This window comes from Stenotrophomonas sp. 05L44_2 (assembly GCF_056665995.1).
The window spans coordinates 1-11,868 of record NZ_JBFTNR010000028.1 but is presented as its reverse complement, the minus strand read 5'-3'; the positions used below and the strand labels follow the sequence as shown (position 1 = coordinate 11,868).

General features: G+C 68.2%; 15 protein-coding genes. 11 read left to right on the top strand and 4 right to left on the bottom strand.

Translation table 11 applies throughout. From position 1 onward, the window contains the following. Positions 1 to 147 precede the first annotated feature (147 nt). Complete coding sequence (locus tag AC1VAN_RS01830) at positions 148 to 936, bottom strand: AraC family transcriptional regulator (protein WP_025876489.1); 789 nt, start codon at positions 934 to 936, stop codon at positions 148 to 150. Between the two features lie 90 nt (positions 937 to 1,026). Between AC1VAN_RS01830 and AC1VAN_RS01825 the strand changes: the two genes are divergently transcribed. Next, positions 1,027 to 2,154 carry an MFS transporter gene (locus AC1VAN_RS01825; protein ID WP_282280565.1) on the top strand — a complete coding sequence of 376 codons (1,128 nt, stop codon included), beginning with the start codon at positions 1,027 to 1,029 and terminating at the stop codon, positions 2,152 to 2,154. A gap of 95 nt (positions 2,155 to 2,249) precedes the next feature. Next, entirely contained in the window at positions 2,250 to 2,543 is a 294-nt protein-coding gene (locus AC1VAN_RS01820) for a hypothetical protein (protein ID WP_088101761.1), read from the top strand. Here AC1VAN_RS01820 and AC1VAN_RS01815 read toward each other — a convergent pair. The 3 genes from AC1VAN_RS01815 to AC1VAN_RS01805 all read right to left on the bottom strand — a co-directional run bounded on the left by AC1VAN_RS01815 (position 2,530) and on the right by AC1VAN_RS01805 (position 5,042). Continuing rightward, a complete protein-coding gene (locus AC1VAN_RS01815) occupies positions 2,530 to 2,967 on the bottom strand; it encodes a hypothetical protein (protein ID WP_025876484.1) in 438 nt (145 codons plus the stop codon). The two genes, AC1VAN_RS01820 and AC1VAN_RS01815, sit on opposite strands and share 14 nt — an antisense overlap. 105 nt (positions 2,968 to 3,072) lie before the next feature. Next, on the bottom strand, positions 3,073 to 3,879 hold the full coding sequence (locus AC1VAN_RS01810; RefSeq protein ID WP_032978771.1) for an amidohydrolase: 807 nt from the start codon (positions 3,877 to 3,879) through the stop codon (positions 3,073 to 3,075). 14 nt (positions 3,880 to 3,893) lie between these two features. Then, entirely contained in the window at positions 3,894 to 5,042 is a 1,149-nt protein-coding gene (locus AC1VAN_RS01805; RefSeq protein WP_480985156.1) for a pyridoxal phosphate-dependent aminotransferase, read from the bottom strand. 113 nt (positions 5,043 to 5,155) lie between these two features. Here AC1VAN_RS01805 and ccmA point away from each other — a divergent pair, with 113 nt between their 5' ends. From ccmA to AC1VAN_RS01760, 9 genes are all read left to right on the top strand, one after another. After that, positions 5,156 to 5,887, top strand: coding sequence for a heme ABC exporter ATP-binding protein CcmA (ccmA, locus tag AC1VAN_RS01800; protein ID WP_442251540.1), 732 nt, complete (start codon positions 5,156 to 5,158; stop codon positions 5,885 to 5,887). Beyond that, a complete protein-coding gene (ccmB, locus tag AC1VAN_RS01795; RefSeq protein WP_025876478.1) occupies positions 5,884 to 6,579 on the top strand; it encodes a heme exporter protein CcmB in 696 nt (231 codons plus the stop codon). The genes ccmA and ccmB overlap by 4 nt, the downstream gene beginning before the upstream one ends. A 43-nt stretch (positions 6,580 to 6,622) precedes the next feature. Then, positions 6,623 to 7,387, top strand: coding sequence for a heme ABC transporter permease CcmC (ccmC, locus tag AC1VAN_RS01790; protein ID WP_025876477.1), 765 nt, complete (start codon positions 6,623 to 6,625; stop codon positions 7,385 to 7,387). After that, positions 7,384 to 7,569, top strand: a complete 186-nt coding sequence (ccmD, locus tag AC1VAN_RS01785) for a heme exporter protein CcmD (RefSeq protein WP_025876476.1) — start codon at positions 7,384 to 7,386, stop codon at positions 7,567 to 7,569. Before ccmC ends, ccmD begins: the two co-directional genes overlap by 4 nt. Further along, positions 7,566 to 8,027, top strand: a complete 462-nt coding sequence (gene ccmE, locus AC1VAN_RS01780; RefSeq protein WP_025876474.1) for a cytochrome c maturation protein CcmE — start codon at positions 7,566 to 7,568, stop codon at positions 8,025 to 8,027. The genes ccmD and ccmE overlap by 4 nt, the downstream gene beginning before the upstream one ends. Continuing rightward, a complete protein-coding gene (locus AC1VAN_RS01775; protein WP_282280567.1) occupies positions 8,028 to 9,947 on the top strand; it encodes a heme lyase CcmF/NrfE family subunit in 1,920 nt (639 codons plus the stop codon). It abuts the gene before it with no gap. A gap of 9 nt (positions 9,948 to 9,956) precedes the next feature. Then, positions 9,957 to 10,574, top strand: a complete 618-nt coding sequence (locus AC1VAN_RS01770) for a DsbE family thiol:disulfide interchange protein (protein WP_480985155.1) — start codon at positions 9,957 to 9,959, stop codon at positions 10,572 to 10,574. 4 nt (positions 10,575 to 10,578) lie between these two features. Continuing rightward, positions 10,579 to 11,037 carry a cytochrome c-type biogenesis protein gene (locus AC1VAN_RS01765; protein WP_442251539.1) on the top strand — a complete coding sequence of 153 codons (459 nt, stop codon included), beginning with the start codon at positions 10,579 to 10,581 and terminating at the stop codon, positions 11,035 to 11,037. After that, positions 11,031 to 11,868 (top strand): tetratricopeptide repeat protein (locus tag AC1VAN_RS01760; RefSeq protein ID WP_480985157.1); only part of this gene is annotated, 838 nt, incomplete at its 3' end. The genes AC1VAN_RS01765 and AC1VAN_RS01760, both read left to right, overlap by 7 nt.

Here is an 11,868-nt window from a genome sequence, read left to right as displayed (position 1 = left end):
CGCTGATGCTGCTCGATGCCGCGTCCAGCACCGTGCCCGAACCACATCGCGGCACATTGGCCTGGCTGATGGCCCAGCAGTAGACACGGCGACGGAAGCCGGGCCCGTGCGCCCGCTTCCCCGCGTTCGGCCGCGACCACTCCACTCTCACCCTGCCGCTCGAGCGCTTTCGGCGCGCTGGAACGCCGCAGGCGTGGTCGCGACCATGCTGCGGAAGAAGGCGATGAACGGACTCTCTGCCGAGAATCCAAGTTCCAGCGCCACGTGCGCGACACGATGGCCGAGCAGCAGCAGTTCCATGGCCCGCATCAACCGCCATTGCTGACGCCACGCCTGGTAGCCCATGCCGGTATCGCGTTGCATCAGGCGCCCGATCGTACGCACGCTCAGTCCGCTGCGCTGGGCCAGCTCGCCCAGTTCGGGCGGCAGCTGCTCGGCCACCGGCAGGCAGCGGGCGATGCGCGGGTCGCGCGGTAATGGCAGCTCCATCGGCTCCACCGGCGCAGCGGCAATCTCAAGCACGCACAGCGCCAGTTGATGCCCCGCTCGCGGCGCTTGCCAGTCATGTGCGAACGGCGCCTGCGCGATCGGCTCCAGCAGCGCCTGCAGCAGGGGACCGACACCAATGATTGCTGGCTGCTGCGGCAACTGCGCCGACAGCGTGGCATCGAAGTACAGCGACCGATAGTCCACCGCCTGTCGCATCTGCGCGCGGTGCAGCAGACCACCCGGAATCCACGCCGCGCGCGATGGCGGCAACAGGCTGATGCGATCGCCGAACGTCAGCCGCGTGCAACCGGCGCGCGTGTACAGCAGTTGCGAACGTGCGTGCTGGTGCCAACCGGAGTCATGCTCGGCCAGCGTGGCAGCGATACCGATCACCGGGGCGCTCCAGGCATCGGCATCGAAGCGAGCGTCGGGCTGCAGCCATGCCATGTCCGATTTCATCCATCTACTGTCGCAATCACTAGAGTGCGCCATCAGCACGGCCACGACAATGCGCGCCCCTGTTTCCGGAGCGCGCCGATGTCACCTCGCCTGCTGTCCCTCACCATTGCGCTGCTGATGTTTCCGCAGCTGGCGCAGACCCTGTACAGCCCGGCGCTGGCCGATCTGGCGCACCGCTTCACCCTGCCGGCCAGCGCTGCCAGCCAGGCGATGAGCCTGTACCTGCTGGGGTTCGCGCTGGGCGTCCTGCTGTGGGGAAGGCTGGCCGACCGCGTTGGCCGTCGCCCCGCCCTGCTGGGTGGCYTGTCCGTTTTCGTGCTGGCGGCACTGGGCGGATTGGCGGCCGGCACGTTCGGCCAGGTGCTGGCTGCGCAGATGCTGGCCGCCCTGGGCGCCGCCGCCGCCTCGGTGGTGACCCAGACCGTGCTGCGCGACCACCTTGAAGGGCCCGCGCTGGCGCAGGCGTTCTCCTGGATTGGCATGGCGCTGGCGCTGAGCCCGGCGATCGGGCTGGCACTGGGCTCGCTGCTGGTCGCTGCCGATGGCTATGCCGGCGTACAGGCCGGCCTGCTGCTGATCGCTGCATTGCTGATGCTGGGCTGCGTAACCGGGCTGCGTGAAAGCCGGCCCGCGCAGATCGCGCCCGTACCGCTGCGGCCCCTGCTGCGGCAACTGCTGGGCGACCGTTGGATCTGGTCGCACGCGCTGCTGGTCATGGCCTTCAACGTGGCCATGTACAGCTGGTACGCGCTGGGGCCGTTCGTGTTCGCACGCCTGCACTGGCCGGCCAGCTGGTTCGGCGCCAGCGGTGCGGTGCTGGCGCTGGGTTCGGCGTTGGGCGCGTGGGCCAATGGCCGCCTGTTGCGTGTCGGCGTCCCTGCGTTGACGCGCGTCCGCATTGCGGCATCGCTGGTACTGGCTGGTGGTGTCCTGGCCGCGCTGCTGCGCGGGCAACCGGTCATCGTGATGGCGATGCTGCCAGTCGTGGCGGGATTCGGCCTGGCCATCCCCAATGTGCTCGGGCAGGCACTACGCGGCTATGCACACTGCCTGGGCAGTGCCGGCGCCCTGTTCGGCCTGCTCTACTACCTGCTGATCGGCGCGGCGATGGCCGTTGTCGGCGCACTGCAGATGCTGGCGCCATCCATCATCGCCTGTGCACTGTTGGCGCTGTGGTTGCTGCGTCCGCGGAGCGCGCTGGCCTAGGAATTGCTGCAAACGCTCTGCACTGTGCGCCACTGCCGGAAACCGCGCGGCAGCGCTGGCTATGGTGCGTGTTCTCCGCAACCACGCAGATGTCGATGATCACCATCACCGCAGAACAGGCCCGCGCAAACGCTGACGCCGCCATTCGACCGATCGAGCAGTACTACAGGGATCTGGACAAATCGATCCAGGTCGGCTCGGAAAACGGCCGCCGTTACATCGTGTTCGGCTTCAACAAGGCGCTGGCCAGCGAGCGCCTCGTCGACGGCGTCGTCGAGCAACTGCTGCAGAACCGCTTCAGTGTCGAACGGCTGCCCAGCGACGCCGAGCAGCACTACATCCGCATCAGCTGGGAAGCCGGGGAGCCCTCCCGCCTCAACGCCGGCTGATGGTGAACGCCGCGCCGTCCACACCCAGGTCCCAGCCCTTGCCGGTACCGGACAGGGCCAGCGAGATATCGCCCTTGGTCATCACCTGCGCGTTGCTGGACTTCACCGCACCGGCATGCGCGCCGACCGAGGCGTAGGTGCCCAACAGCTCGCCGACGCTGCTGGCGCCGGTGAAGCTGCCACGGCCATCGGTGATCTTCGACTTGCCAACGGTCAGGCCGCCGCCCTTCAGCTGGATCCGCACCGGCATGCTGGAACCGTTGGTGCAGTGGATGGTGCCGTTGCCCGAGGCGGTCTTGTAGATCAGTGACCAGCCGGACAGGTTGTAGCGCAGCTGGCAGTCAAGGTTGCCACCGGCCTGCGCGGTCGGGGCCAGGGACGCTGCGGCCAGCGCCAGCAGCAGGGCAAACGGCTTGGTATTCATCGGCAGAACATCCACATCGGTCGGAATGTGGGCGAATCTAGCAGCGCGCGCGTGCACGTTGGATGCAGGCGCGCGCGGTGGGGCGGGAAGCGTTCAGCCGCCGTATCAGGCCTGCACATCCAGATGGAAGGCATCGGCATCGAGCATGGCCGGGAAGCGTGCACGATGCGAGGCCAGTGCTTCGGCGGAGATGGTGGTGGTCACCACCTGCTCGCGCTCGCGGATCTCCACCTGCGGCTGGCCGAGGAAGTCGATGACCGCGCTGTCGCCAGCGTAATGCAGCTGGTTGCCGTCCACGCCCACGCGGTTGACTGCGGCGACGAAACACAGGTTCTCGATCGCCCGCGCGCGCAGCAGGGTCTTCCACGCGTAGGCGCGCGCGGAAGGCCAGTTGGCGACGAAGATCTGCAGGTCGAAGTCCAGCTGTTCGGCTCGCTCGACGTTGTAGCGGTTGCGGCAGAACACCGGGAAACGCAGGTCGTAGCAGACCTGCGGATTGATCCGCCAGCCCTTCCATTCCACGCACAACCGGTCGCGGCCGGCGGCGTAGCGCTCGTGCTCGCCGCCGTAACGGAACAGGTGACGCTTGTCGTAGTACTGCAGGCCACCATCGGGGGTGGCGAACAGCAGGCGGTTGTAGACGCCCTCACCATCGCGCAGCTGCACGCTGCCGATCACTGCCGCATTCAAGGCTTTGGCCTGCGCGCGCACCCACGCCACGGTCGGGCCGTCCATGCCTTCGGCCTGGGCGATGGCTTCGTTTGAAAAGCCACTGGTGAAGGTTTCCGGCAGGATCACCAGATCGGTGGTGCCGGCCAGCGGCGCCAGCAGCGCGCCGTAGTATTCGCGGTTGCCGGCCGGGTCGTGCCAGCGGGTGTCGCCCTGGACGAGGGAAATGCGCAGGTCCTGCATGCTGTCTCCTCCGCTCACAGCAGGCGCAGGCGTTCGATCGCCGCGTCCAGGGTGGCCTCGTTCTTGGCGAAGCACAGGCGCACCAGGCGCTGGCCGACCGGCGCGGTTTCGTAGAACGGCGACAGCGGAATGGCGGTGACGCCCTTCTCGATGGTCAGCCACTTCACGAACTCATGGTCCGGCAGGTCACTGATGGCCGAATAGTCGACCAGCTGGAAGTAGCCGCCCGGCACCGGCAGCGCCTTCAGGCGGGTACCGGCCAGCTGCTCGCGGAAGCGGTCGCGCTTGGCTTCATAGAACGCGCCCAGTTGCAGATGATGCTGCGGCTCGTCGCGGATCATCGCAGCGAAACCGTACTGCGCCGGGCCGAAGCTGGTGAAGGTGTTGTACTGGTGCACCTTGCGGAACTCGGCGGTCATCGCCGCCGGCGCCACCGCATAACCGATCTTCCAGCCAGTGCAGTGATAGGTCTTGCCGAAGCTGGAGATGACGAAGGTGCGCTCGCGCAGTTCCGGGTAGCGCAGCGCCGATTCGTGGCGACGGCCGTCGTAGATGATGTGCTCGTACACTTCATCGGATATCAGGTAGATCTGCGTGCCGCGCAGTACATCGGCCAGCGCCTGCATGTCGGCCTCGTCCAGCATCGCGCCGGACGGGTTGTGCGGGGTGTTGACCATCAGCAGGCGGGTGCGCGGGGTGATCGCCGCGCRCACGCGGTCCCAGTCCACCGCGAAGGTCTGCGGGTCCAGCGGCACGTGCACGGCGGTGGCGCCGGCCAGTTCGATCGCCGGTTCATAGCAGTCGTAGGCCGGGTCGAGCACGATCACTTCCTCGCCGGCACGCACCACGGCGTGGATGGCGTTGAAGATCGCCTCGGTGGCGCCGCTGGTGACGGTGATCTCGGTGTCCGGATCGATCGTCGCGCCGTACAGGTCCAGCGACTTCTGCGCGATGGCCTGGCGCAGCGGTGCCACGCCGGTCATCGGCGGGTACTGGTTCAGGCCGGCGGCCATCGCCTTGCTGGTCTCGTCGATCAGGCGCTGCGGCGCGGAGAAATCCGGGAACCCCTGGCCGAGGTTGACCGCGCCGTGTTCGGCGGCGAGCTGGGACATCACGGTGAAGATCGTGGTACCGACCTTGGGCAGCTTGGTGTTCGGTTGCATCGGCCTGGGCTGTGGGGAAACAAGGGCTGGAAGTGTACGAAATCCCGACCCGGCCTGCGGCGCCGACGGTAGCGCCGGGTCATACCCGGCGGCTCTTTGCACATGCCGCACCGATGGCAAGCCGCGCTGCGTGCTCGCCGGGCACGGCCCGGCGCTACCGGGTCACATTCACCGCTACAATTGCTGCCGCACTCCCGCATGAAGACCCCTGCGCCTTGAACACCCCTGCATTGCTGGCCGCCAGCGGCCTGAGCTTCTCCCGCAAYGACGAGCCGGTGTTCGGCCCGCTGGACTTCCACGTGGATGCCGGCGAGGCGCTGCTGGTGCAGGGCGGCAACGGTGCCGGCAAGACCACCCTGCTGCGCGTGCTGTCAGGCCTGGCGCGCCCGGGCGCGGGCCAGGTGCTGATCGACGGCAGGCCGGCCAGCAACGCCGAGCGTGCGCGCTATGTCGCCTACCTCAGCCACCTGCCGGCGCTGAAGCCGGACCTGGACACGCTGGAGAACCTGCATTTCCTCTGCGGCCTGCACGGCCGCCGCGCACGGCAGATGCCGGGCAATGCGCTGGCCATCGTCGGCCTGGCCGGCTACGAGGACACCCTTGTGCGGCACCTGTCGGCCGGACAGAAGCGGCGGCTTGCGCTGGCCCGCATCTGGCTGTCGCCGGCACCGCTGTGGCTGCTCGACGAACCCTATGCCAACCTCGACCTGGAAGGCATCAACCTGGTCAATCGGATGATTTCCGCACACCTGCGCAGTGGCGGCGCCGCCCTGGTCACCACGCATGGCGCCTATGCCGCCCCGCCGGTACGCACCCGCCAGCTCGATCTGGGGGGTGAAGCATGATCGCGCCAGGCACCGAACCAGGCCTGTGGCAGACCGCCCGCGCGCTGATTGCGCGCGACCTGCGCCTGCTCTGGCGGCGTCGCGGCGATGCCCTGCAGCCGGTGCTGTTCGCCCTGCTGGTGGTGGTGCTGTTCGCCCTGGCCCAGGGCCGGGACCCGCAGCCGCTGGCCGCCACCGCCGGTGCGGTGCTGTGGTTGGCGGTACTGCTGGCCGGGCAGCTGGCGCTGGATTCGCTGTTCCGCTCCGACGCCGAAGACGGTTCGCTCGAACAATGGCTGCTGGCGCCGGTGCCACTGGCGTGGCTGGTGCTGGTGCGGGTGCTGCTGCATTGGGCGACCACCGCCCTGCCACTGATCCTGCTGAGCCCGTTGCTGGCGGAAATGCTGCATCTGCCGCATGACCAGCTGCCGATGTTGCTGGCATCGTTGCTGCTGGGAACACCGTTGTTGAGCCTGATCGGTGGCGTGGTCGCTGCACTGACCGTCGGCATCCGGCGCTCTGGTATTCTCGTGGCGTTGCTGTCGTTGCCGTTGTACGTACCGGTGCTTGTCTTCGGTGCCGGCAGCCTGGCGGCAGCCAGCCGCGGGCAGGACCCGGTCGGTGCGCTGCTGATGCTGGGCGCTGGACTGGTGATCGCCCTGGTGCTGGCACCGCTGGCCACCGCTGCTGCGATCCGTATTTCTCTGAGTTGACCGAGCTGAGAGCCAATCCACCCCTGCTGGATAGCCGCCACGCATGAATCCGATCGTCCGCTGGTTCCATCAACTCGGTTCGCCCCCGACCTTCGATCGTTTCGCCGCACGCTGGTCCCGCGTGTTCTACGCTGCGGCGGTTCCGGTGCTGCTGATCGGCCTGTGGCAGGGCCTGTTCGTGGCACCGCCGGAACAGAACCAGCACGACGCCTTCCGCATCATCTACATCCATGTACCCAGCGCCTGGATGAGCCTGTTCGTGTTCGCGCTGATGGCCGCCTACGCCGCCATCGCGCTGATCTGGCGCATCAAGATCTGCGAGATCCTGGCGATGGCCTGTGCGCCGATGGGCGCCGGCTTCACCCTGATCACCCTGCTGACCGGCAGCATCTGGGGCAAGGGCACCTGGGGCACCTGGTGGGACTGGGACCCGCGCATGACCAGCGAGCTGATCCTGCTGTTCCTGTACCTGGGCGTGATCGGCCTGTACCACGCCATCGAAGACCGCCGCAGTGCCGCACGCGCGGCCGGCCTGYTGGCCATCGTCGGCGTGGGCCTGCTGCCGATCATCCGCTATTCGGTGGACTGGTGGGGCGCGCTGCACCAGCGCCAGTCGATCAACGTGTTCGGCGAGAACGCCGTGCGGCCGGAACTGATCGCCCCGCTGTGGTGGATGGTGGTGGCCACCAAACTGTGGTTCGTCGGCTCGCTGCTGGCCAAGGCGCGCGCCGACAACATCGCGCGCGAGGCCGGCAAGGCCTGGATCGGCGAGCGCTTCGGCACCGCGGATGGGGAGGCACGGCGATGACCCACCTGCCCTACCTCATCGCCGCCTTCGCGGTGTTCCTGCTGGTGCTGGCCTGCGATGCGCTGGGCTCGTGGCTGCGCCTGCGCAGCGCCCGACAGCTGGCSCAACGCCGCCAGCAGCGGCTGCAGGCGCGTGGCAACGCGTCGGCACCGGCGCCGCTTGCCACCGAGCTCAGCCGATGACGCCGGTACAGCGACGCCGCATGATCTGGGTGCTCCTGCTGTTGCTGGCCTCCGGGCTGGCCACCACGCTGGTGGCCTTCGCCCTGCAGCGCAACATCGCCTACCTGTACACGCCTTCGGAAGTGCTGCGCGGCGACGTGGATGCGCAGTCCCGCTTCCGCCTGGGTGGCATGGTGGTGAAGGGGTCCTTCGATCGACCCAGCGGCTCGCTGCAGGCCCACTTCGTGGTCACCGACGGCGATGCAACGCTCCCGGTCAGTACCGACCGCATCCTGCCGGACATGTTCCGCGAGGGGACCGCCGTGGTCGCCAGCGGTCGCCTGCAGGACGGTACCTTCGTCGCCGACGAGGTGCTGGCCAAGCACGATGAGAACTACGTGCCCAAGGAAGTGGCCGACAAGATGGGCGATGCGCATCGCAAGCACGATGTGCCGGTCACGGCGCCCGAGGCGCGCTGAGTGCTTCCCGAATTCGGTCAGATCCTCCTGCTGTGCGCGCTGCTGGCCTCGCTGCTGCAGGGGGTGCTGCCGCTGGTGGGCGCGCAGCGTGGCAATGACGCATGGATGGCCGTTGCCCGCCCGGCGGCCTTTGCCCAGCTGGTGCTGCTGGCCGGCGCCTTCGCCGTACTGACGGCGGCTTTCGTGCAACAGGATTTCTCGGTGCGCTACGTCGCCGAGAACTCCAATTCGCTGCTGCCGTTGATCTACCGCTATTCGGCGGTGTGGGGGGCGCACGAAGGCTCGCTGCTGATGTGGGCGCTGGTGCTGGCGCTGTGGACCGGTGCAGTGGCGCTGTTTTCGCGCCACCTGCCGGCACCGGTACAGGCGCGCGTGCTGGCGGTGATGGGCGTGGTCAGCGTCGGCTTCCTCGCCTTCCTGATCTTCACCTCCAATCCGTTCCTGCGCTTGAACCCGGTGCCACTGGAAGGCCGTGACCTCAACCCGTTGCTGCAGGATCCGGGGCTGATCATCCATCCGCCGATGCTGTACCTGGGCTACGTCGGCTTTGCGGTGCCGTTCGCCTTCGCCGTGGCGGCACTGCTGGAAGGCCGTGTCGATGCACGCTGGCAACGCTGGACCCGGCCCTGGACCAATGTCGCCTGGGGCTTCCTCACGCTGGGCATCGCACTGGGCAGCTGGTGGGCGTATTACGAGCTGGGCTGGGGCGGCTGGTGGTTCTGGGACCCGGTCGAGAACGCCAGCTTCATGCCCTGGCTGGTCGGCGCGGCGCTGATCCATTCGCAGGCGGTCACCGAAAAGCGTGGCACCTTCGGCAGCTGGACGCTGCTGCTGGCCATCGCGGCGTTCGCGCTGTCGCTGCTGGGCACCTTCCTGGTCCGCTCCGGCGTGCTGACCAGCGTGCATTCGTTCGCGGCCGATCCCTCGCGTGGGCTGTTCATCCTGATCTTCCTGTCGGTGCTGGTGGGGGGCAGCCTGCTGCTGTATGCGCTGCGTGCGCCGCGGCTGGCCGTGGATGCCGGTGATCCGCGCCGTGGCTTCACCGCGACCTCGCGGGAAACCCTGCTGCTTGCCAACAACCTGCTGCTGGCCAGCGCCTGCGCGATGGTCCTGCTGGGCACCCTCTACCCACTGCTGGCCGATGCGCTGTCGCTGGGCAAGATCTCGGTGGGCCCACCGTACTTCGGCAGCCTGTTCCTGCTGCTGATGGCACCGATGGTGATGCTGCTGCCGTTCGGTCCGCTGGTGAAGTGGCAGCGCGACCAACCCTCGCGCGCACTGGCATTGCTGTTGCCATGGGCGGGGCTGGCTGTACTGCTTGGCGCCTGGGCCTGGTGGCAGGCGCCGCAGAATGGCTGGAAGGCCGGCATCGGCGTTGCGGCTGCGGCCTGGGTTGGGCTGGGCACCGCCCGGTTCGTCTGGCAGCGCCTGCGTGGCAATGGCCGCTTCACTGCCGAAATGCTTGGCATGATCGTCGCCCATGCCGGTGTCGCGGTGTTCCTGGCCGGCGCGCTGCTGGTGGAAGCATTGAACGTGCAGCGCGAAGTGGCGCTGTCGCCGGGCCAGCAGGTAGTGGTCGCCGGCCACGAAGTGCGCTTCGAGGGCGTGGACCACCGCGAAGGCCCCAATTTCATCGCTGATCGCGGCCATCTGCGGGTGCTGCGCGACGGTCGCGAGCTGGCCCTGCTGCATCCAGAGAAGCGCCAGTACGCCAGCGGCGGCCAGGTGATGACCGAAGCAGGCATCGATGCACGACTCAGCGGTGATGTCTACGTGGCATTGGGCGAGCCGCTGGGCAACAATGCATGGGCGGTACGGGTGCACATCAAGCCCTTCGTGCGCTGGATCTGGCTGGGCGCGCTGTTGATGGCCCTGGGCGGATTCATCACCGCTGCCGATCGCCGCTTTCGTCGTCCGTAGGAGTCCCCCATGTCCGAGTCACCCGCCCCACGCCCTTCCCGCCCGCTGCCGCCGGTAGCCATCGTGATCGGCGTCCTGTTCTTCTTCGGCCTGCTTGGCCTGATGATCTACGGGGTGATGAAATCGGGCGATCCGCAGCGCGACGTGCTGCCTTCGGCACTGATCGACAAGCCGGCGCCGGCGTTCGCGCTGCCGGTGCTGCATGACCCGCAGATGATCGTGCGCAGCGAGGAGCTGCGTGGCGCGCCGTACCTGCTCAACGTCTGGGGCAGCTGGTGCGCGGCCTGCCGTGAAGAACATCCGGTACTGACCCGCTTCGCCGAGRGCAAGCGCGTACGCGTGATCGGCTACAACTGGAAGGATGAACCGACCGACGCGCTGCACTGGCTGGAACAGCTGGGCAACCCGTTCATGGTCGTGTTGAGCGACATCGAAGGCCGCACCGCCATCGACTGGGGTGTGACGGCAGCACCGGAGACCTTCCTGGTCGATGGCAGTGGCATCGTGCGCTGGAAGTACAGCGGCGCGATGACCCAGCAGGTGGTCGATGAGAAGTTGATTCCGGCGCTGGAAAAGCTTGAAAAGGCCCAGGGCGATGCTGGCAATACCCTGCACGCCTCGCCGTAAGCGCATGCGCTGGCTGCTGCCGCTGCTGCTGGCGATGACCCTGGCGCTGCCAGACTCCGGCCTCGCCCAACAACCGGTGCATGATGCGCGGCCGCTGATGTTCCGCGATGCAGCCGAGGAGACGCGCTTCCACGACCTGGCTGCGCAGTTGCGCTGCGTGCAGTGCCAGAACCAGTCACTGGCCGATTCCAACGCGCAGATCGCGCAGGACCTGCGCCGCGAAGTGCTGCAGTTGATGCAGCAGGGCCTCGACGATGCGGCCATCAAGCAGTTCCTGGTCGCCCGCTATGGCGAGTTCGTGCTCTATCAACCGCCACTGCAACCGGGCACCTGGCTGCTGTGGGGCGGCCCGCTGCTGGTACTGGGTGGCGGCGCGCTGGTGGTGATGGGCATCGTCCGTCGCCGTAGTCGGCAGATGGATGCATCCGCTGCAGCGGACCCAACCGAGGGAGAGGACTGGTGACGCACTGGTTGCCGATGGTCGCCGCAGTGGCCGCTGCGCTGTTGGCGGCCGTGGTGCTGTGGCCGCTGCGCCAGCATGGCCGTCGCAGCTTCGTGCTGGGGGTGGTGGCACTGGGCGTGGCCGGTGCCTGCCTGTATCTGCTGGTCGGCAATCCCCGCGCCGCACAGGTGCAGCCTGCGCCTTCGGTCGCCACGTTGCGTGACGGTGTAGAGGCGCTGCAGCAGGCGCTGCAGCGTGACCCGCAACGCGCCGATGGCTGGGCGCTGCTGGGTCGTTCGCAGGCCGAGCTTGGCAATGCCGCCGCCGCGGCCGACGCCTTCAACCGCGCCGCAGCACTGGCACCGGACGAACCGGGCGTGCTGGTCGAGGCCGCGCAGGCACGCGCCCAGGCCGATCCTGGCAAGCAGTTCGATGACACCGCGCTGGCATGGCTGCAGCGCGCACGTACCTTGTCGCCCGACGCCGAACGCGCAAGCTGGCTGCTTGGCATTGCCCTGCGCCAGCGGGGCCGCAATGCCGAGGCCGCCGAACTCTGGAGCACGCTGCTGCCACGCCTGGAGCCGGGTGCCGCGCAGGCGCTGCAGGCACAGATCGCCATCGCCCGCGAGGCGGCCGGCCAGCCGTCGCACGCACCGGCCGCCGCCCCCGCGCTGCTGCAGGTACGGGTGCAGCTGCCCGCATCGTTGAAGGCGGGTAACTGGCCGGCCAGCACCCAGGTCTTCGTGCTGGCGCGCGCTGTGGGCGGCCCGCCGATGCCGGTGGCTGCACGCAAGCTGCCCCTGGCCGGCTTCCCTGCAACGGTCGGCCTCGGCGACGGCGACAGCCCGATGC